The organism is Allosphingosinicella indica (assembly GCF_900177405.1).
GTDB classification, from domain to species: domain Bacteria; phylum Pseudomonadota; class Alphaproteobacteria; order Sphingomonadales; family Sphingomonadaceae; genus Allosphingosinicella; species Allosphingosinicella indica.
In genome coordinates this window covers 2,787,142-2,807,253 of sequence record NZ_LT840185.1, presented here as the reverse complement: position 1 = coordinate 2,807,253, position 20,112 = coordinate 2,787,142, and the positions used below count along the sequence as shown (strand labels likewise).

Here is a 20,112-nt window from a genome sequence, read left to right as displayed (position 1 = left end):
CGGCTCATGATCGCATTCTGGCGCGCGCGGGCCTCGCGCAGCTTGCCCTGGAGCTTGGCGATGTCGCCTTCCGAGGCGCGCAGCGCATCGTCGAGCACCGCGATCTCGGCATTGAGCTGGTCGGCAAGGTCGGAGGCCTTCTGCTTCTCGACCAGCGCCGCCTTCGCCAGATCCTCGCGGTCCTTCGATAGCGCAAGCTCGGCCTTCTCGGTCCAGTTGCCCGCCAGCGCATCGAGCTTCGCGATCTGGCGGCGCATCTCCTTCTGGTCCGCGATCGTCCGCGCCGCAGATGCGCGCACCTCGACCAGCGTCTCCTCCATCTCCAAAATGATCATCCGGATCATCTTGGCGGGGTCCTCCGCCTTGTCCAAAAGGTCAGTCACATTCGCCGCGATGATGTCGCGCGTGCGGCTGAAAATTCCCATCGAAAACTCCTTGGCCTTGCGTCGCCCGGGGGTCAGGCGATCACGCCAGCGACCGGGCCGGTTGCGGCCGGTCCGACGGCCGCTCCGACCGTCACGGTGCTGAGCGCGAGCGCGCCGATCAGCGCGAGTGCGACGCTCTTGAGGTTAGCATAGTCGAACATGGTGGTCTCCCTGACTTCGGCTGACGCCTCCGCCTGTACTCCGGCGGTTACCCTCTCCTTATCAAGCTCCGTGCCAAGTGCATTTTCGGGGGATTTGCGCGGGTTTTTGCGATATGGCGATCCGGGTGACATGGCACCTCTTGCCAAGAGGTGGGAAAATGCACCAAATATCCGGCATGGAGCGCACCACCCATCTTGTCGGCCAATCCTCTTCCTTCCTCGATGCGGTCGAGCGCGCCAGCCGCGCCGCGCCGCTCGACCGGCCGGTGCTCGTCATCGGCGAGCGCGGCACCGGCAAGGAGCTGATCGCCGAGCGCCTCCACCATCTCTCCTCGCGGTGGGACGGGCCGCTGGTGGTGATGAACTGCGCCGCGCTTCCGGAATCGCTGATCGAGGCCGAGCTGTTCGGCCATGAGGCGGGATCGTTCACTGGTGCGCAGCGCGCCCGTGCCGGCCGCTTTGAGGAGGCCGACGGCGGCACTCTGTTCCTAGACGAGCTGGCGACGCTCTCGGCCGCAGCGCAGGACCGGCTGCTCCGCGCGGTAGAATATGGCGAGGTGACGCGGATTGGCGCTTCCAAGCCGATCACCGTTGACGTCCGCATCGTCGCCGCGACCAACGAGCATCTGCCACGGCTGGCGGAGGAGGGGCGCTTCCGCTCCGATTTGCTCGACCGGCTGTCGTTCGAGGTCGTCACCCTGCCGCCGCTCCGCCACCGCGAGAGCGACATCCCGATCCTCGCCGATCATTTCGCGCGGCGCATGGCGATGGAGCTCGAATGGCCGCGCTGGCCGGGGTTCAGCGAGGAGGTGGAGGCCAAGATGGCGACCTACCGCTGGCCCGGCAACGTGCGCGAGCTCAGGAACGTCATAGAGCGCGCGGTCTACCGTTGGGACGATCCCGAACGCGCGATCGATTCGATTCAGTTCGATCCGTTCGAATCTCCCTGGGTGCCGCTGCCGCTCGCCAAGACAGCCGAGGCGTCGCCCGCCCCGCAGCCGGCGCAGGCGGTAATGACGGCCGCGCACAACCCCGCCGAATGCGCCGATTTCCGCCTCGCCGTAGCGGAATATGAGAAAGCCATCCTCGCCGAGGCGCTTGAGCGCTGCCGCTGGAACCAGCGCGCCGCCGCCACCGCGCTGCAGCTCTCCTACGATCAGCTTCGCCACGCGATGAAACGGCATCAGATACTTTCTCAATGATACGATTCGGAGTATAGCCACCTCAGGGGCAAGGAGGTGTGACATGAGAGGAAGGTTGATCTGTGCTGCGGTCCTGACGATGGCCGCCATCCCCGCGAGTGCCGCCGTCACGGTGGTCGGCACCACCTCGGCCCGGATGTGCTACGAAGCCGCCGAGTCCGGTCTCTACAACGCCGGCGCCACGGCCTATTGCGACAAGGCGCTCTCCGAAGAGGCTCTCACCAACTACGAGACGGTCGCGACGTTCGTGAACCGCGGCATCCTGAAGCTCAAGGGCGGCGTCACCCAGGCGGCGATTTCAGACTTCGATGCCGCCATCGCGCGCGATCCCAACCAAGCTGAGGCCTATCTCAACAAGGGCGTAGCGCTTTCGAAGAACGACGGCTGGGCGCAGGCGCTGCCGATGTTCAGCCTGGCGATCGAGAAGAACACCAACAAGCCGGCGGTCGCCTATTTCAGCCGTGGCGTCGCGCATGAGATGACCGGCGACGTGCAGTCCGCTTATTACGACTACAAGCAGGCCAGCACGATCGATCCGCAGTGGAAGCGGCCGCAGGCCGAGCTGACGCGGTTCACCGTCGTCCGGAAGTAGTTTCCGTCGCGGATGCGGCGGCTCCCGCTCACCAGCGGGGGCCGCCTAAGCCGCGCGGCGCCACTGGTTGACGATCTCGTAGGCGATGACCGCGGTCGCGACCGCGGCGTTGAGGCTGTCCGCCTTCCCGAGCATCGGGATCTTCACCAGCCGGTCGCACTCCGCCTCATAGGCGGAGGGCAGCCCCTGCGCCTCGTTGCCGACGAGGAGGAAGGCGGGCGGCGCGTAACGCGGCGCCTGATAATCCTCGCGCGCCTTGAGGCTGGTGCCGATCAGCTCGCCCGGCCCACCACGCAGCCATGACAGGAAGTCGGCCCAAGGCGCGGTCGCGATCCTTTGCGTGAACAGCGCCCCCATCGACGCGCGCACCGCCTCGACCGAAAAGGGATCGACGCAATCGTCGATCAGGATCAGCCCGCCAGCGCCGGTCGCGTCGCCGGTGCGCAGGATCGTGCCGAGATTGCCCGGATCGCGTAGCGACTGCGCGACGATCCACAGCCCCGCCGCCGATCGATCGAGCCGCGCAAGGCTCGTGTCGAGCGCCGGATAGACGCCGAGCACGGTCTGCGGATTGTCCTTGCCGGACATCTTGTGGAGGATGTCGGCGCTCGTCTCGATCACATCGCCGCCCGCCGCCTCGATCTCGCCGATCAGCGTGTCGAGTAGTGCGTGGCGCGTGCCGGTCGCGAAGAACAGCATCTCGGGCAGGAACCCCGCTTCGCGCGCCTCGGTCAGGATGCGCAGCCCCTCGGCGATGAAAAGCCCCTCCCGGCGCCGGTGCTTCTTGTCGCGCAAGCTCCGGACGCGCTTCACCAGCGTGTTGGAAAAGGCGGTGATCTGGCGCGGCATCAATCCTCGCCAAACTTGTCCTGGACCAGCTCCGTAAGCGCGGTAACGATGGCTTCCGCGCCGTCGCCCTTGGCGCTGATCGTGATCGAATCGCCATAGGCCGCGCCCAGCATCATTAGCCCCATGATCGAGGTGCCGCACACCTTCGATCCGTCCTTCTCCACCTCGACTTCGGCGCCCTGGGCGGCGGCGAGCGTGACGAACTTGGCGCTGGCGCGGGCGTGCAGGCCGCGCTTGTTGGAGAGCGCCACCGTCCGGCTGACCATTCAGGCGACCTCGCCGAGGATTTCGGACGCGACCGAGATATATTTGCGTCCCGCCTCGCGCGCGGCGGCTACCGCCGGCTTGATCTCCATCACCTTGCGCGCGCCTTCCAGGCGGATAAGCATCGGCAGATTGACCCCCGCGATTACCTCGACGACGCCTGATTTCATCAGCGAAATGGCGAGGTTGGAGGGCGTTCCTCCGAACAGGTCGGTGAGAATGATGACGCCCTGGCCGTCGTCGACGCTCGCCACTGCCTCGGCAATGTCGTTGCGCCGCACTTCCATGTCGTCGTCGGGGCCGATGCAGATGCCTTCGATCTGCTGTTGCGGGCCGACCACATGCTCCATGGCGACGATGAACTCCGCGGCGAGCCGTCCGTGGGTCACCAGCACCAGACCGATCATGAAAACACCCTAATCAACCGTTCGAGCCCTCGCGGCACCTTCGATCCCGTCGCGCGGGCGCGTGCCTAGGTCACGGTGGTCCACCGTGGGCGAAAATCCCGCGCCGCGCAACCGTGCGGCAACCCGCTCGGCGACATGAACGGAGCGGTGTCTCCCTCCGGTGCACCCGAAAGCGATCGAGATGTAGGACTTGCCTTCGCTGCGATAGCGCGGAAGCAGCAGCAGCAGCAGATCCTCGATCCGCGTCACGGCCTCTTCATAGGCGGGGTCGCGGGCGATGAAATCGGCGACCGCGGCGTCGAGGCCGGTCTGCTCACGCAGCGCCGAGACCCAATGCGGATTCTTGAGGAAGCGCATGTCGAAGACCAGATCTGCGTTGCGCGGAAGGCCGCGCGCGAAACCGAACGAACTAACCTGCAGGTGCGGTGCGGTCTCGGCGCTGCCGAACCGCTCGCGGATCTGCGCCTGCAGGGTGGGGCTGTCGGTGTCGGTGGTGTCGATGACATGATCGGCCCAGCGCCGGAGCGGCGCCATCAACTCGCGCTCGTCGGCGATGCCGTCGGTCGCCGGCCGGTCGGGCGCCAGCGGGTGGCGGCGGCGGGTTTCGGAGTAGCGCCGCAGCAGTTCCGATCCGGCGCAATCAAGAAACAGCGATTCCACCGGAAAATTCTGGTCGGACGCCAGCGCTTTGATCTGGTCGACGATCCGCTGCGCGCCGAAATCGCGGGTGCGCGTGTCGATGCCGATGGCGAGCGGCCGCCGCCGCCGCGGCCCGCCACGCGCCAGCGGGGTGGAAAGCAGGTGGTCGAGCAGGGTCAGCGGCAGATTGTCGACCACCTCCCAGCCGACATCCTCAAGCGTGCGCAACACGGTCGATTTGCCGGCGCCCGAGAGGCCCGAAACCAGCAGAATCCGCTTGGGTGTGCGCGGCGTCGTCACGGAATTATGCCTTTTAACGCCCATTCCACCTTCATCGGCGCGGACGATTCCCGCGCATCGAGGGCGATCACGCGAACCGCGATCCCCGCGATCACCTGCACCTCGCCCGGCTCCGGCATGCGATCCGCGGCCCGGTCGAGATCGACGGCCAGGGACACGGGCACATCGGCAGACGGCTCCATCGCGACGATGCCGATCCCGCGGACCTCCATCTTGCCGGCTATGCGGCTTGGCGCGGTGGCGCTCAACACGCCGCCGATCCGCTTAACGATGGTGTAATCGTCGCTCACCAGCCGCGCGCCCCGGTCGATGAGGCGCAAGGCGAGATCGGATTTGCCGCTGCCCGACCGTCCGGTGATCAGCACCGCCCGGCCTCCGATCGAGACCGTCGTCGCATGCAGCGTCTCGGACGAGGGCTCGGTCACGCGACATCTCCCGGGAAGCGGATCACGAAGCGGGCGCCCTTGCGGCCGTCGCCGCGATCCTCGACGATGACACGCCCGTCATGCCCCTCGATGATCGCGCGGGCGATGGCGAGGCCAAGCCCAGAATGGCTGCCGAAGGTTTCGCCCTCCGGCCGTACGCTGTGAAAGCGCTGAAAGATGGCCTCGCGCGCCTCGGCGGGAACGCCCGGCCCGGCATCCTCCACCGTCACCAGAACCTCGTTGCCGACCCGCGCTGCCGCGATCTCGACTACGCCGCCCGGCGGCGAGAAGGATATGGCGTTGTCGACCAGATTGTCGATCGCGCGGCCGAGCCGCGATTCCGCGCCGGGGATGACGGCGGTGCCGACCCGCGGACGCGCGAAGGCCAGGCGCACGCCACGCTCGGCGGCGCGCGTCTCCCACAGCGGCAGCAGTGCCTCCATCATCTTGCCGAGATCGACCGATTCGAAGCGCGCACGCGAAAGTTCGGCGTCCAGCCGCGAGGTCTCGGCGATATCGACGATCAGCCGGTCGAGCCGCTGCACGTCGTTTCGGATCACTTCGGTAAGCTGGCGGATCAGCGCCGGGTCCTGCACCTTGTCGAGGCTGTCCACCGCGGAGCGGAGCGAGGCGAGGGGGTTCTTCAGTTCGTGCGTGACGTCGGCGGCGAACGCCTCGGTTGCGTCGATCCGCTGGCGCAACGATTGCGTCATGTCGTGCAGCGCGCGGGCGAGCAGGCCGATCTCGTCGCGCCGCGCGGGGAGGGTGGGCACCGCCACCTCGCGCGCGCGGCCCAGTCGGACGCGGTGCGCGGCGAGCGCCAGCCGCTTGAGGGGGCGGGCGATGGTCCGCGCGAGAAACAGCGAGAGCAGGATCGACAGCAGGATCGTGCCGGTGAGCACGAACCCCAAGCTCAACCGCTCCGCGCGGACGATGCGGCGGATGTCGCGCGCGTTCGTGGTCAGCAGCAGCACCGATCGCCCTTCGACGCCGATCGCCGACGCTGCCGATATGAACGGCGTCCCGTCGGGCGCGCGGCGGACGGTGACGACGGCCGGGCCGCCGGCGATCGCGCGCTGCGCTTCGGGCCAGGCGGCGAGCGTGTCCACGCGCGGCGGCACGTAGTACGGCGGCTGGCGCGCGCCGACGATCGCGTCGAAGGCATTGTCCAGCGCCCGTGCGACGTCCTTGGTCCACGGCTCGCCCTCGGGATCGCGAAACTCATAGGTCGGGTCGACGCCTGCCCAGCTATCGGCGCGCTTAACGCCGTCGGCGCGATAGATGCGCAGCCGCGTCCCGGAATCCGCGCCCACCCGGCGGAGCAGCGCGGCGCGCTCGCCGGGCGCGGCGACGCGTACCGCCTCCGCGATCATCCGCGTTTCGCTCGCCGCCTGCTCCAGCCGTGCCGTCGTCAGCCGGGCGCGGAAGCTGTCGAGATAGAACAGGCTGCCCGCAAGGATCGCGAGCGCGAAGATGTTGACCGCGAGGATGCGGTGCGTGAGCGACCAGCGGCGCGAGAAGCGCAGGTCCAGATCGTCACTCCTCGGCAAAGCGGTATCCGACCCCGTAGAGCGTCTCGATCGCGCTGAAATCGCCGTCCGCGGCACGGAACTTGCGGCGCAGACGCTTGATATGGCTGTCGATGGTGCGGTCGTCGACATAGATGTCGTCATGATAGGCGACGTCCATCAACTGGTTGCGCGATTTGACGACGCCGGGGCGCTGCGCGAGCGCCTCCAGGATCATGAACTCGGTAACGGTCAGCGTCACGTCCTGCCCGGACCAGGTGACGCGGTGGCGCGCCGGGTCCATCGTCAACCGCCCGCGCGCGATCGGCTCGCTCTCGGGCTCGCCGTCGGCGCCGCCGTCCGCGGGGCCGGCGCGCATCTCGGCGCGGCGCAGCACAGCGCGGATGCGGGCAATGAGGAGGCGCTGGCTGAACGGCTTGGCGATGTAGTCGTCGGCGCCCATCGCGAGGCCCAGCGCCTCGTCGAGCTCGTCGTCCTTGGAGGTCAGGAAAATGACCGGGATCGCGCTCTTCTCGCGCAGCCGCCGCAGCAGCTCCATGCCGTCCATCCGCGGCATCTTGATGTCGAGCACGGCAAGGTCCGGCGGGTTCTCGACGAGCGCCTTCAGCGCCGTCTCGCCGTCCGAATAGACGCGCGTTCCGAACCCCTCCGCCTGGAGAGCGATCGACACCGACGTCAGGATATTGCGATCGTCGTCGACGAGCGCGATCGTCACCGCCATGCCTGTCGCCTCGCGCTCACGCCGAGGGGTTTATCCAATCGGCCGTGCCGTCGCAACCGAGCGGCCGGAGTCTTTGACGCGGACCCCCCGCTTCGATATGCGCCGCCGCATAGCGAGGCGCGGTCCGGCGAATCCGCCGTGCCGCGGCAAGTCATGTTGAAAGCAGGAGAATGATCGTGTCCAACCGGGTCCCCGCCTATGGACTTGGCGAACAGGGCATCGCGACGTCCGCGAAGCTTCACTGGAACCTGGTGACCGCGCCGCTGGTCGAGGAATCGGTGAAGCGCGGCGAGGGCGTGATCGCCAAGGAAGGTCCGCTGGTGGTCGAGACTGGCCGCCACACCGGCCGCTCGGCGCAGGACAAGTTCACGGTCCGCGACGCCGAGACCGAAGGCACGATCTGGTGGGACAACAACAAGGGCATGAGCCCAGAGCATTTCGCCGCGCTCAAGGCCGATTTCCTCACCGCGCTGGAAGGCAAGGAGACGCTCTTCGTCCAGGATCTCTATGGCGGCTCGCAGCCCGAGCATCGCGTGAACGTCCGCGTCATCAACGAGCTCGCCTGGCACAGCCTCTTCATCCGCACGATGCTGGTCCGCCCCGAGGCGGAGGCGCTCGCCGGCTTCCGGCCCGACTTCACGATCATCGACCTGCCGAGCTTCCGCGCCGATCCCGCGCGCCACGGTTGCCGCAGCGAAACGGTGATCGCGGTCAATCTCACCGAGAAGCTGATCCTCATCGGCGGCACCCGCTATGCCGGCGAGATGAAGAAGAGCGTATTCGGCGTCCTCAACTATCTCCTGCCGCCCACCGGCGTGATGCCGATGCATTGCTCCGCCAACGTCGGCTCGAAGGGCGACACCGCCGTCTTCTTCGGCCTGTCGGGCACTGGCAAGACGACGCTCAGCGCCGATCCCGCGCGCACGCTCATCGGCGATGACGAGCATGGCTGGTCGGACACCGCCGTCTTCAATTTCGAGGGCGGCTGCTATGCCAAGATGATCCGCCTCTCCGCCGAGGCCGAGCCCGAAATCTACGCCACCACCCGCCGCTTCGGCACGGTACTTGAGAATGTGGTGGTCGATCCCGTTACCCGCGAACTCGATCTCGACGACGCGACACTCGCCGAGAACAGCCGCGGCGCTTATCCGATCGACTACATCCCCAATTCCTCGGTCGAAAATATGGGGCCGGTGCCGCGCAACATCGTGATGCTCACCGCCGACGCGTTCGGCGTACTGCCGCCGATCGCCAAGCTGACGCCCGATCAGGCGATGTACCATTTCCTGTCCGGCTACACCGCCAAGGTCGCCGGCACCGAGATCGGCGTCACCGAGCCCGAAGCCACCTTCTCGACCTGCTTCGGCGCGCCGTTCATGCCACGCCACCCGAGCGTCTACGGCAATCTCCTCAAGGAGCGGATCGCCCGCGGCGGTGTCGATTGCTGGCTGGTCAATACCGGCTGGACAGGCGGCAAATATGGCGTCGGCAGCCGCATGCCGATCAAGGCGACGCGCGCGCTGCTCAACGCCGCGCTCGACGGCAGCCTCAACGATGTTGCGTTTCGCACCGACGACAATTTCGGCTTCCAGGTGCCGGTCAGCGTTCCCGGCGTCGACGATGCCATCCTCGATCCGCGCACCACCTGGGCCGACAAGGCCGATTACGACGCCACCGCGGCGAAGCTGGTCAATCTCTTCATCGACAATTTCGCCAAGTTTGAGGCGCATGTCGATCAGGGCGTCAAGGAAGCCGCCCCCAGCGCGGCATGATGCGGGCGCCTCTCCCGTAGCCGGGAGAGGCGGGCCGGTCAGGCCCGGCTGTATTCACCCACGATCTGCTCCAGCACGGTGATCGGGACGCCGCCGGTCTTCACCACCACGTCGTTGAAGGCCTTGAGGTCGTAGCGCCCGTCCATTTCGGCGCGGGCCTTGTCGCGCAGGCGGACGATCTCGCTGTGGCCGATCTTGTAGCCGCAGGCCTGGCCCGGCCAGGCGCAATAGCGGTCGACCTCGCCCTGCACCTCCTCGACGGTCGATCCGTTGGTCTCGACGAACCACTGGATCGCGCGCTCGCGGGTCCAGCGCTTGGCGTGGAGGCCGGTGTCGACCACCAGCCGGCAGGCGCGGAAGGCGATCGACTGGAGATAGCCGAGCTGGCCGAGCGGATCGCCTTCATAGACGCCAAGCTCGTCGCCGAGCTGCTCGGCATAGAGCGCCCAGCCTTCCGAATAAGCATTGAACGCGAGGACGGAGCGGATCAGCGGCAGCTTGTAGGTATATTCGCCCTGCCAGATGTGGCCGGGAATGCCCTCGTGATAGGTCAGCGTCGGCAGCGAATAGCGCGGCCACATGCCCGTATCGCGCAGGTTGATGTAATAATTGCCCGGCGTCGATCCGTCGATCGCGCCCGCCGCCGCATAGCCGCCCGGCGCGCCCGCCTCGATCTCCGGCGGTACCCGCTTCACCACCAGCCGGCCCGGAACCAGCGTGTTGAACGCGCGCGGCAGGCGGCCGCGGATGTCGTCCACCTTGCCGTTGATATAGGCGAGAATCTCGCGTCGCCCGGCATCGGTGTTCGGAAACAGGTTCTTCGGATCTTTGCCGAGCGCCGTCATCCGTGCACCGACCGAGCCTTGCGTCAGCCCCTGCGCGCGGAGCAGCCCGTCCATCCGCGATTGCAGCGCTTTGAGCTCTTCCTGGCCGCGCTGATGTACTTCGTCCGGGGTCATTTCGGTGGTCGTGCCCGCGCGCAGCGCCCAGGCATAATAAGCCTCGCCCTCGGACAGCTTCCAGACGCCCGCAGCGCCCGTCGCGCCGCGGCGGTGGGTCTCCAGCTCGGCGATCTGCCGGTCCATCGCGGGAGCGACCTTGTCGCGGACGATGGAAAGCGCCTTGCTGCCGGGATCGCCCGCCATGTCCTTGCCACGGCGGGCGATCGAGCCGACCAGCCCCCACTGCTCCAGCGGCAGCGCGCGCGCGTCCTTCTGCTGCTTCAGCGTCTTGTCGAGCAGGAAATCGGGCGCGATCACGCCGGCGCCGCGATCGTGCGCCAGCCGCGCGGTTTCGCCGTCCAGATTGGCGGCATAGGCGTCCAGCCGCGCCAGATAGGCGTCGGCGTCCGCGGCGTTGGCGATGACATGGCTGCTGTCGAGGAAGTCGGGGATTTCGACGAACGATCCGGTGTTCTGCGCCACCACGTAAGGCGCGTTGCGGTAATACCAGTTCTGGCTGAGCTGGATGGGATCGCCGAACGCGAAGCGAAAGCCGTCGACGGCGAGCTGATGCGCCGCCTTCGCCACCTCGACGTCGGCGCGGTCCGCGGGGGAGAGTGATGCGGTGTCGATCTTTTGCAGCTCGGCGAGCCGTGCCGCCGCCGCGTCGCCGCGCCGCTTGCGCCCCTCCGGCGTATGGTCGGTCAGCTGCGCCTTGAGCGCCGCGCGCGCGTCCTTGTCGAGCCCGAGCGCGGTGGCATTCTCCGGATATTCGGACAGGATCGCGTCGGTCATGCGGGCGAGCAGCCGCGCCGCACCGCTCTGGCCGGCCGGCGCGGCGGCACCGTCGGAGGCCGGACCGGCCGCGTCGGGCGCCACCTTGCAGCCGGGGAGGAGAGTGATGGCGGCGGTGGCGCCCGCGCCGATCATGAGGGTGCGGCGATCGAAGGTCATGGCGGGTCCTTGATAGCTTGGGGGAAGGTTATTCGGGGGACGGCAGTTCGGTCACCGGCGTGACGCGAAGCGCCGTGCCCTCCGCGCCCAGGATGCGGACGTGCGCGCCGACCGGGGCGTCGGGGCCGCGGGCGGTCCACACGCCGTCGCCCAGCTTCACCCGCCCGCTGCCGTTCTCGATCGCGGTGACGACGGTCACCGTCTCGCCGATATAGCGGTGGATGCGGTCGTTGAGGTGCGGGTCGGCGCTCGGCACCTCGCGCCGCGCATAATAGCGGCGGCCGGCCTGGAGCGACCCGATTGCGAACAAGGCGAAGGCGGCGAGCTGGAAGGCGACGGGGATGCCGAACGCGCCCGCGACGACGCCGGTGAGCAGGGCCGCTGCGGCGAGGAAGATCAGGAAGACACCGGGGATCAGCAGCTCCGCCCCCGCCAGCACCGCCGCGGCAATCAGCCAGAGCCAGTGCGGCTCGAAGCTCATTCCTTGATCTCGAAGGGGCCGGCGCGGCGCGGTGCGGGCGTTTTGGGCGCGGGCGGCTCGGCGGCCTTGCCGATCGCCTCGCGGGCAAGCTCGCCGATGCCGCCGAGCGTGCCGATAAGCTGCGTCGCCTCGACCGGGAACAGGATCGTCTTGGCGTTGGGCGATGTCGCGAACTGGCTCACCGCATCGACATATTTCTGTGCGATGAAATAGTTGATCGCCTGCGCGTTGCCGCCCGCGATCGCATCCGAGACCATCTGCGTCGCCTTTGCCTCGGCTTCCGCCTCGCGCTCGCGCGCTTCGGCGTCGCGGAAGGCGGCTTCGCGGCGGCCCTCGGCCTGGAGGATCTGGCCCTGCTTCTCGCCCTCGGCACGCAGGATTTCCGAGGCGCGCATGCCTTCCGCTTCCAGGATCGCCGCGCGCTTCTCGCGCTCCGCCTTCATCTGCCGCGCCATCGAATTGACGATGTCGGTCGGCGGGCGGATGTCCTTGATCTCGATGCGGGTGATCTTGACCCCCCACGGCGTCGTCGCATGGTCGATCACGTCGAGCAGCCGCGCGTTGATCTCGTCGCGCTTCGACAGCGTCTCGTCGAGGTCCATCGAGCCCATCACGGTGCGCAGGTTGGTCGTCACCAGATTGAGGATCGCGACATAGAGGTCCGAAACCTCATAAGCCGCCTTGGCGGAATCCAGCACTTGGAAGAACACCACCCCATCCGTAGAAACCATCGCATTGTCTTTGGTGATGATTTCCTGGCCGGGAATGTCGAGTACCTGCTCCATCATGTTCACGCGGCGGCCGACGCGGTAGAAGAAGGCGGGGTAGAAGTTGAAGCCGGGGCGGGCGACCGCTGTGAAGCGGCCGAAATGCTCGATCGTGTACTGATAACCCTGGCGAACGATCTTGATGCTGGAAACGAGATAGAGGGCGACCAGCACCACCACGAACAACAGCGCCGTCACTTCCATCTCACTCTCCTCCTTCTGGTGGGTGCGATATCATGTAGACAAGCGCTCCCGCTTCCAAGCAGAATCGCGCCGCCATGAACCATGCCGCCCTCCACTTCGTCCGCTCGCTGCTGTTCTTGCCAGCGTCGAATTCCCGCGCGATCGAGAAGGCGCGGAGCCTGTCGGCCGACCTCGTCGTGCTCGATCTCGAGGATGCGGTGAAGCCGGAGGACAAGGCGAGCGCGCGCCGCGCCGCGATCGAGGCGGTGTCGCAAGGGTTCGAGGGGCGCCTGGTCGCGATCCGCATGAATGCGCTCGGGTCGCCCTGGTTCGGCGAGGACGTCGTCGCGCTCCGCCATTGCAAGGCTTCGCTGGTGGTGATGCCTAAGATCGAGACCCGCAAACAGATCCACGATGCCGACCGGCTCCTGTCCCGGCCCGTGCTGGCGATGGTTGAAACGCCGGCCGGGGTGCTGGCAGCGGCCGAGATCGCGCATGACGCGGCCGCATTGGTGGCGGGGGTCAACGACCTCTCCGCGGGGCTGCGCATACCGGCGGGCTCGGGCCGCGCAGGGCTCGCGCACAGCCTGCAGGCGATCGTGCTGGCGGCGCGCGCGCAGGGCATCCCCGCCTTCGACGGCGTCTGCAACGCGCTCGACGATCTGGACGTGCTCGAAGCGGAATGCCGCGAGGGCCGCAGCTACGGGTTCGACGGCAAGTCGCTGATCCATCCAAGCCAAGTCGAGACCACGAACCGCCTGTTCGGACCGAGCGAGGAAGAGATCGCCGAGGCGGAGCGGCTGATCGCGGCAGCATCAGGTGGTGCCGAGCGGTTCGAAGGCCGCATGATAGAGGCATTGCACGTCGAGCAGGCGGAGGCGCTGCTAGCCCGCGCGCATCGCTGAGGACCGATCTTGCGGGCGGCGCCGGCTGGCTCTAAGCCGCGCCATGATCAGACGCGTCCTTGCGGCTCTCCCGCTCCTCCTCGTTTCATCGCCGCTCCTCGCCCAGGCGGTCACGCCCAAGGATCTGAAGCGCCACATCGAGGTGCTGGCGAGCGATGCTTTCGAAGGTCGGGCGCCCGGCACCGAGGGCGAGAACAAGACGATCAACTATATCGCGACCCAACTCCAGAAGGCCGGTCTACAGCCGGCGGCGGGTGGAGGAAGCTGGTATCAGCCGGTCGAGATCCTGCGCCGTTCGGCCGAAAGCCACGGCGTGCAATGGGTCGCCGACGGCCAGCCGATCGCCTTCGACCAGGGCAATATCGTCCTGCTCGGCCGCGAGGCGGAGCAGCGGATCGCGAATGCGCCGCTCTGGTTCGTCGGTCACGGCTATGTCGATCGCGCCAAGGACATCGACCAGCTTGCCGGCGCCGACCTCAAGGGCGCGGTGGCGCTGATCCTCTACGATGCGCCCGAAGTGGCCGACTTCCCGAGCTTTGCCCAGCGCGTTGCGGCGGTGACGGCGGCAGGCGCGGACGCGGTGATCGCCATCGTCGGCGAGGACACGCCGTGGTCGGCGGTCACCGCAGGTTACAAGAGAGGTCAGAACCGGCTGGCGATCGATGTGATGCCGCCGGTGCTCGGCGCGATGCCGCTGGCGGCGGCGAGCCGGGTGATCGACCGCGGCGGCGACAGCCTCGACACGCTGATGAATCGCGACTCCGGCCCAGCCTTCCGCGCCGTCCGCCTCAAGCCTAGAATGAGCGCCGACGTCCGAACGCAGGTGACGCGCATCGCAAGCCACAATGTCGTCGGCCGCATCAAGGGCAGTCGCGAGACTGGGGAGTCGCTGCTGCTGCTTGCGCATTGGGATCATCTCGGCATCTGCCGCCCGCAGAGTGCGAAGGACCGCATCTGCAATGGCGCCGTCGACAATGCGAGCGGCATTGCGATGATTGTCGAGGCCGCGAAACGGCTTGCGGGCAAGCAGCGCGCGCCGCGCGACATATTGGTACTGGCGACCACCGCCGAGGAGATCGGCTTGCTCGGCGCCGAATATTTCGCCAAGCGGCCGACCGTACCGCTCGAGTCGATCGTCGGCGCGATCAACATCGATACCGTAGCGATCATGCCCGCAGGAGCGCCGGTGGCGATCATGGGGCGCGGCACGACGCAGATGGACCCGATCATCGTCGAAGTCGCGCGGACGCTCGGCCGGACGATCGACCAGGACGACGGTGCCAATGCGCTCATCACCCGGCAGGACGGCTGGGCGCTCACCCGCGCGGGCGTGCCGACGGTGATGATCGGGGGCGCCTTCTCGGATCTCGACGTCCTCGGCGCATTCCTCACGGGCTCCTACCACAAGCCCGACGACGATCTTTCGCGCCCGCTGGTGCTTGAAGGTGCGGCGGAGGACACGACATTGCTGGCGGAAGTGGCCCGGCGGCTGGCCGATCCGGCGATCTATGCGCCCGGCAAGCCTGCGGGCCATTAGATCAGGCTCTGGTCCCGCCGCCGCAAGCTTCCTATAGGACCGCACCCTTCGAATCCCGGACACGAGACGCTTTCATGGATATTCGCCTAGGCCTGACTTTCGACGACGTGCTGCTCCAGCCCGCGGAATCGAGCGTCCTGCCGAGCGGAGCCGATACGCGGACGCGGGTGACGAAGGAGATCGCGCTCAACATCCCCATCCTGTCCTCGGCGATGGACACCGTGACCGAGGCGGACATGGCGATCGTCATGGCGCAATTGGGCGGCCTGGGCGTACTCCACCGCAATCTCGACGTCGACGAGCAGGCGGCGGCGGTGCGTGCGGTGAAGCGCTACGAGAGCGGGATGGTGGTCAACCCGATCACGATGACGGCCGACCAGACGCTGGCCGACGCGCTCGAGTTGATGAAGCGCCACCGCATCTCGGGCATTCCTGTGACGGACGCGTCGGGACGCCTGGCTGGCATCCTCACCAACCGCGACGTGCGCTTTGCCGAAAATCCCCGCCAGCCGGTGTCTGAGCTGATGACCGCCGAGGATCTTGTGACCGTCGGTCCCGGCGTCACGCAGGAGGAGGCCAAGCGCCAGCTCCACCAACGCCGGATCGAGAAACTGCTGGTGGTGGACGAGAACCGCCGCTGCATCGGCCTCATCACCGTCAAGGACATAGAGAAAGCGGTCAATTATCCCGACGCAACCAAGGACGCTTCCGGGCGGCTTCGCGTCGCCGCGGCGACGACGGTGGGCGACAAGGGGTTCGAGCGCACCGAAGCGCTGATCGACGCCGAATGCGACCTCATCGTCATCGACACCGCGCATGGTCATAACCGCGACGTTGCCAAGGCTGTCGAGCGGGTGAAGAAGCTCAGCAACGCGGTTCAGGTGGTTGCCGGCAATGTCGCGACGGCCGAAGCGACCAAGGCGCTGATCGGCGCTGGGGCGGATGCGGTAAAGGTGGGCATCGGCCCGGGCTCGATCTGCACGACGCGCGTCGTGGCGGGCGTCGGCGTGCCGCAGCTCACTGCGATCCTCGACGCGGCTTCGGCTGCGGGCGACACGCCGGTGATCGCCGACGGTGGTCTTCGCACCTCGGGCGATGTCGCCAAGGCGCTCGCGGCGGGTGCCTCGACCGTGATGATCGGATCGCTGCTTGCCGGCACCGAGGAAGCGCCGGGCGAGACGTTTCTCTACCAGGGCCGAAGCTACAAGAGCTACCGCGGCATGGGCTCCGTCGGCGCGATGGCGCGCGGATCGGCCGACCGCTATTTCCAGCAGGATATCAAGGATCAGCTCAAGCTCGTGCCGGAAGGCATCGAAGGGCAGGTGCCCTACAAGGGCCACGCCAAGGACGTGATCCACCAGCTCGTCGGCGGCGTGAAGGCGGCGATGGGCTATACCGGCTCGGAAACCATTGCCGATCTCCAGAAGAACGCGCGCTTCGTCCGCATCACCAATGCGGGCCTGCGCGAAAGCCATGTCCACGACGTCTCGATCACCCGCGAAGCGCCGAATTATCCGACGCGGTAAGCCATGACTCCTGCAGCGCGGGCGCAGGCGGCCATCGAGTTGCTCGATCAGATCATTACCGCTGCGCGCACCGAGGGCGCGGCGGCGGACACGCTCATCGCACGCTATTTCAAGACGCGGCGCTATGCGGGGTCCAAGGACCGCCGTGCAGTGCGCGATATCGTCTATCGCGCGATCCGGCGCAGCGGCGAGGTGCCGGCATCCGGCCGCGCGGCGCTGCTCGGCCTTGCCGGGGAGGATCCGGCGCTTCCGGCCTTGTTCGACGGATCGCCGCACGGACCAACACAGATCGAAGCAGGTGACGAGGCTGCTGCGGCGTCTGCGGCGCCGAAGTGGCTGTTGCCTCGGTTCGACCCGCTGCTCGACGATGCCGAGATCGCCGCGCTGCTCGATCGCGCGCCCCTCGATGTCCGCGTCAACCGGCTGCGCGCCACGCGCGATGCTCTCGACATCACGGGAGCGGAGCCCACCCCGTTATCGCCGATCGGCCTGCGCTTGCCGGAAGGCACGCAGGTGGAGGCCAGCGACGCCTGGACGGCTGGGCAAATCGAAGTACAGGACGAGGGAAGCCAGCTCGTCTCGATCGCCTGCGGTGCCGCGCCAGGCATGACCGTGGTCGATCTTTGCGCGGGGGCCGGCGGCAAATCACTCGCGCTCGCCGCGGAGATGGACAACAGTGGCCGGATCATCGCCTGCGACACGGATCGGGGACGGCTTTCGCGGCTTCCCGAGCGGGCGGTGCGCGGCGGCATCACAATCGCCGAGACGCGGCTGCTCGATCCACGGCGCGAGGCCGAGGCGCTCGCCGATATCGCGGGCGCGGCGGATGTGGTGCTGATCGATGCGCCCTGTTCGGGGACCGGCACCTGGCGGCGCAACCCGGAAGCGCGGTGGCGGCTTACTCCGGAACGGCTGGAGCGGCTGACCCTGCTGCAGGCGCGGCTGCTCGATCTCGGCGCGGGGCTGGTCCGGCCCGGCGGCGCTCTGGTCTACGTCACCTGCTCGCTGCTGGCCGAGGAAGGGCGGGGGCAGGCGGACGCCTTCACGCGCCGCCGTTCATCCTTCGTATCGGAATTGCCCCCTATATCCTGGGGCCGTCCGGCGGGGTCGGGGCGGCTGCTCACCCCGGCACACGACCGGACCGACGGCTTTTTCGTCGCACGCTGGCGGGCGCCATGCTAGGTTCCCGGTCCGGCAGGATTATGGAGACCTTGATGCGCCTGACGCCCGTTGCTCTTTCCGTCGCTATCGCGGTGGCCACGATGGCGAGCGCGGGGCACAGCCAGCGCGCCGACGACCAGATCAATCCGAAATCGCTCGCGCTGCTCAAGGAAGGGCAGTCGCTCACCGCTGCGGCGCGCTACGTCGAGGCGACCGACGCGCTGGAAACCGCGCTGGCGGTCGATCCGCGCAACCGCGCTGCTTATGTCGCGCTCGCCAAGGTCGCGCAGGGGCAGAAGCTGCCCGGCAAGGCGACCAAGCTCTATGCCGAGGCGCTGAAGCTCGAGCCCAACGACGTCGGCGCACTGGCCGGGCAGGGCGAGGCGATGGTCGAGCGCGGTGCGGTCGAGCGGGCAAAGCGCAATCTCGAGCGGATCAAGACGCTCTGCAAGGAGCCGTGCCCGCAGGCAACGACGCTGGCGGCGGCGATCGCCAAGGGGCCACCGGCTGAAGTCGTGACCGCGCAGGCCGCGACCAAGGTGCCCGAAATCAAAAACTAGGCGTCGATCTCCCGCGCGATCGCGACGAATTCTACGACAGATAGCGTCTCCGCGCGCCGTTCGGAATCGATGCCCAATGTGTCCAGCGCTGTAAGCGCGTCCGGCAGCGCCTGGAGGCTGCGGCGCAGCATCTTCCGCCGCTGGCCGAAGGCGGCTGCCGTAAGTTTTTCCAGCGTCGCAGCACGCACCCCGTCGGGTTGTTCGCCGGGCACGATGTGGACGACCGCCGACATGACCTTGGGCGGCGGGACGAAGGCGGAGCGGTGGACCTTCATCGCGAGTTTGGCTTCCGATCGCCATTGCGCCAGCACCGCGAGCCGACCGTAGGCCGAGCTGTTCGGCTTGGCGACGATGCGCTCGGCGACTTCTCGCTGGAACATCAGGGTCAGCGACGACCACCACGGCGGCCAGGCCTCGCCGCCAAGCCAGCGGACGAGCAGCGCCGTTCCGACATTATAGGGCAGGTTGGCGACGATATGCGCGCCGCGACCGGCTTCGGCCGCCTCGTCGATGGTCAGCGCATCGGCCTCAATCACCCGCAGCCGCCCATCCGACGCTGCGTTGATCTCTTCGAGCGCGGGGAGACAGCGCCGGTCGCGCTCGACAGCGACGACGCTGGCGCCGGCGTCGAGTAGCGCGCGGGTGAGGCCGCCGGGGCCGGGGCCGACCTCGTAGACGCGTGCGCCGTCGAGATCGCCCGGAACGCGGGCGATACGCGCGAGGAGCTGACCGTCGAGCAGGAAGTTCTGGCCCAGCGCCTTGGAGGCGCTGAGGCCGTGCCGCGCGATCACCTCGCGCAGCGGCGGCAAGTCTTTCACGCCGTGCCTATGCGGCGGGCGCAGGCGGCGGCGGTCTTGAGCGCGGCGATCATCGCGCCGGGATGGGCGACGTCCTGCCCGGCGATCGAGAAAGCGGTGCCGTGATCGGGCGAGGTGCGGACGATGGGAAGGCCCAAGGTCATGTTGACGCCCTCGTCGAAATGCAGCGTCTTGAGCGGCACCAGCGCCTGATCGTGATACATGCAGAGCGCGGCATCGTAGCGCGCGCGCGCGCGGGCGTGGAACATCGCATCGGCGGGGTAGGGGCCGGAAACGTCGATCCCTTCGTCGCGCAGCCGCTCGATCGCGGGGACGATGATCTCCGCCTCTTCGCGGCCCAGCGCACCGTCCTCGCCGGCATGGGGATTGAGACCGCACACGGCGATGCGCGGTGCGGCGATGCCGAACTGGCGGGTCAGGCCGCGCGCGGTGGCGCGCCCTCGCGCGACGATCAGATCAGTGGTCAGCGCGTCTGCCACGTCGCGCAGGGGAAGGTGGACGGTCACAGGCACGGTGCGCAGGCTCGGGCCGACGAGCATCATCGCCACCATGTCCCCGGACACGCCGCAACGTTCGGCGACGAATTCCGTCTGACCAGCGTGGGTGAACCCAATCGCATAGAGCTGCGATTTGCACACCGGGCCGGTGACGAGGCCCGATGCGGCGCCCGAGCGTGCGAGCCCGGTCGCCATTTCGAGCGCGTCGAGCGAGTTGCGCGCACCGTCGGTATCGGGCGCGCCGGGGCGGATCCCGGCCTCCGCGCCGACGCGCAGGATCGGCAGGGCATCGTGGAAGGCATCCGCCGCCAAGGCTGGATCGCTGATCTCGCGCACCGGGCCGTCCCACACGGCACGCACCGCGCCTTCGTCGCCCACGGCGAAGAAGGGTGGAACGTCCGCCGTATGGCGCTCCTGCCAAGATTTGGCGATGATCTCCGGGCCGATGCCGGCCGGATCGCCCAGCGCGACGGCGAGCGGGGTCATCGGCACGGCC

General features: G+C 67.9%; 22 protein-coding genes. 8 read left to right on the top strand and 14 right to left on the bottom strand.

Annotation, left to right across the window (positions count from 1 at the left end):
* Together B9N75_RS13830 and B9N75_RS14425 are read right to left on the bottom strand one after the other, a co-directional pair.
* Positions 1–425 (bottom strand): PspA/IM30 family protein (locus B9N75_RS13830; RefSeq protein WP_172840910.1); only part of this gene is annotated, 425 nt, incomplete at its 3' end.
* Positions 426–457: 32 nt separating this feature from the next.
* A complete protein-coding gene (locus B9N75_RS14425; protein ID WP_280173570.1) occupies positions 458–586 on the bottom strand; it encodes a hypothetical protein in 129 nt (42 codons plus the stop codon).
* A gap of 176 nt (positions 587–762) precedes the next feature.
* On the opposite strand from B9N75_RS14425, the gene pspF reads away from it, so the two are divergent.
* Both pspF and B9N75_RS13820 read left to right on the top strand, forming a co-directional pair.
* Positions 763–1,788: a phage shock protein operon transcriptional activator gene (pspF, locus tag B9N75_RS13825; RefSeq protein ID WP_085219310.1), complete on the top strand. Its 1,026-nt coding sequence runs from the start codon at positions 763–765 to the stop codon at positions 1,786–1,788.
* 43 nt (positions 1,789–1,831) lie between these two features.
* Complete coding sequence (locus tag B9N75_RS13820) at positions 1,832–2,380, top strand: tetratricopeptide repeat protein (protein WP_157123859.1); 549 nt, start codon at positions 1,832–1,834, stop codon at positions 2,378–2,380.
* A 45-nt stretch (positions 2,381–2,425) separates the two neighbouring features.
* Here B9N75_RS13820 and B9N75_RS13815 read toward each other — a convergent pair whose 3' ends face one another.
* The 7 genes from B9N75_RS13815 to B9N75_RS13785 are packed head-to-tail and all read right to left on the bottom strand — an operon-like array spanning position 2,426 to position 7,514.
* The gene (locus tag B9N75_RS13815) at positions 2,426–3,229 is read right to left on the bottom strand and encodes a TrmH family RNA methyltransferase (RefSeq protein WP_085219308.1); all 804 of its coding nucleotides are present in this window, start codon (positions 3,227–3,229) and stop codon (positions 2,426–2,428) included.
* Positions 3,229–3,495 (bottom strand): HPr family phosphocarrier protein, encoded by a 267-nt coding sequence (locus B9N75_RS13810; protein ID WP_085219307.1) that lies wholly within the window; start codon positions 3,493–3,495, stop codon positions 3,229–3,231. Before B9N75_RS13810 ends, B9N75_RS13815 begins: the two co-directional genes overlap by 1 nt.
* Entirely contained in the window at positions 3,496–3,900 is a 405-nt protein-coding gene (locus tag B9N75_RS13805) for a PTS sugar transporter subunit IIA (RefSeq protein WP_085219306.1), read from the bottom strand.
* A gap of 9 nt (positions 3,901–3,909) precedes the next feature.
* Positions 3,910–4,839, bottom strand: a complete 930-nt coding sequence (rapZ, locus tag B9N75_RS13800) for an RNase adapter RapZ (RefSeq protein ID WP_244552368.1) — start codon at positions 4,837–4,839, stop codon at positions 3,910–3,912.
* Positions 4,836–5,264: an HPr kinase/phosphorylase gene (locus B9N75_RS13795; protein ID WP_085219304.1), complete on the bottom strand. Its 429-nt coding sequence runs from the start codon at positions 5,262–5,264 to the stop codon at positions 4,836–4,838. The genes rapZ and B9N75_RS13795 overlap by 4 nt, the downstream gene beginning before the upstream one ends.
* Complete coding sequence (locus B9N75_RS13790; protein WP_244552367.1) at positions 5,261–6,814, bottom strand: sensor histidine kinase; 1,554 nt, start codon at positions 6,812–6,814, stop codon at positions 5,261–5,263. The genes B9N75_RS13795 and B9N75_RS13790 overlap by 4 nt, the downstream gene beginning before the upstream one ends.
* Positions 6,801–7,514 carry a response regulator transcription factor gene (locus B9N75_RS13785; RefSeq protein ID WP_085219303.1) on the bottom strand — a complete coding sequence of 238 codons (714 nt, stop codon included), beginning with the start codon at positions 7,512–7,514 and terminating at the stop codon, positions 6,801–6,803. Before B9N75_RS13785 ends, B9N75_RS13790 begins: the two co-directional genes overlap by 14 nt.
* Positions 7,515–7,684: 170 nt before the next feature.
* Between B9N75_RS13785 and B9N75_RS13780 the strand changes: the two genes are divergently transcribed.
* Positions 7,685–9,286 carry a phosphoenolpyruvate carboxykinase gene (locus tag B9N75_RS13780; RefSeq protein ID WP_085219302.1) on the top strand — a complete coding sequence of 534 codons (1,602 nt, stop codon included), beginning with the start codon at positions 7,685–7,687 and terminating at the stop codon, positions 9,284–9,286.
* A gap of 38 nt (positions 9,287–9,324) precedes the next feature.
* Here B9N75_RS13780 and B9N75_RS13775 read toward each other — a convergent pair whose 3' ends face one another.
* Genes B9N75_RS13775 through B9N75_RS13765 form a run of 3 tightly spaced genes read right to left on the bottom strand, consistent with a single transcriptional unit; the run spans position 9,325 to position 12,633 of the window.
* Positions 9,325–11,181, bottom strand: a complete 1,857-nt coding sequence (locus tag B9N75_RS13775) for a DUF885 domain-containing protein (RefSeq protein ID WP_085219301.1) — start codon at positions 11,179–11,181, stop codon at positions 9,325–9,327.
* 28 nt (positions 11,182–11,209) lie between these two features.
* A complete protein-coding gene (locus B9N75_RS13770) occupies positions 11,210–11,662 on the bottom strand; it encodes an NfeD family protein (RefSeq protein ID WP_085219300.1) in 453 nt (150 codons plus the stop codon).
* Positions 11,659–12,633, bottom strand: a complete 975-nt coding sequence (locus tag B9N75_RS13765) for an SPFH domain-containing protein (protein WP_085219299.1) — start codon at positions 12,631–12,633, stop codon at positions 11,659–11,661. Before B9N75_RS13765 ends, B9N75_RS13770 begins: the two co-directional genes overlap by 4 nt.
* A 74-nt stretch (positions 12,634–12,707) precedes the next feature.
* Between B9N75_RS13765 and B9N75_RS13760 the strand changes: the two genes are divergently transcribed.
* The 5 genes from B9N75_RS13760 (at position 12,708) to B9N75_RS13740 (ending at position 18,301) form a co-directional block, all read left to right on the top strand.
* Positions 12,708–13,517: an HpcH/HpaI aldolase/citrate lyase family protein gene (locus B9N75_RS13760; protein WP_085219298.1), complete on the top strand. Its 810-nt coding sequence runs from the start codon at positions 12,708–12,710 to the stop codon at positions 13,515–13,517.
* 43 nt (positions 13,518–13,560) lie between these two features.
* Positions 13,561–15,054, top strand: coding sequence for a M20/M25/M40 family metallo-hydrolase (locus B9N75_RS13755; protein WP_085219297.1), 1,494 nt, complete (start codon positions 13,561–13,563; stop codon positions 15,052–15,054).
* 74 nt (positions 15,055–15,128) lie between these two features.
* A complete protein-coding gene (gene guaB / locus B9N75_RS13750) occupies positions 15,129–16,580 on the top strand; it encodes an IMP dehydrogenase (protein WP_085219296.1) in 1,452 nt (483 codons plus the stop codon).
* Positions 16,581–16,583: 3 nt separating this feature from the next.
* Positions 16,584–17,762 (top strand): RsmB/NOP family class I SAM-dependent RNA methyltransferase, encoded by a 1,179-nt coding sequence (locus tag B9N75_RS13745; protein WP_085219295.1) that lies wholly within the window; start codon positions 16,584–16,586, stop codon positions 17,760–17,762.
* A 32-nt stretch (positions 17,763–17,794) separates the two neighbouring features.
* The gene (locus B9N75_RS13740; protein WP_085219738.1) at positions 17,795–18,301 is read left to right on the top strand and encodes a hypothetical protein; all 507 of its coding nucleotides are present in this window, start codon (positions 17,795–17,797) and stop codon (positions 18,299–18,301) included.
* Here B9N75_RS13740 and rsmA read toward each other — a convergent pair.
* Complete coding sequence (gene rsmA / locus B9N75_RS13735; protein WP_085219294.1) at positions 18,298–19,119, bottom strand: 16S rRNA (adenine(1518)-N(6)/adenine(1519)-N(6))-dimethyltransferase RsmA; 822 nt, start codon at positions 19,117–19,119, stop codon at positions 18,298–18,300. The genes B9N75_RS13740 and rsmA overlap by 4 nt on opposite strands.
* Positions 19,116–20,102, bottom strand: a complete 987-nt coding sequence (pdxA, locus tag B9N75_RS13730) for a 4-hydroxythreonine-4-phosphate dehydrogenase PdxA (protein WP_085219734.1) — start codon at positions 20,100–20,102, stop codon at positions 19,116–19,118. The genes rsmA and pdxA overlap by 4 nt, the downstream gene beginning before the upstream one ends.
* Positions 20,103–20,112 lie beyond the last annotated feature (10 nt).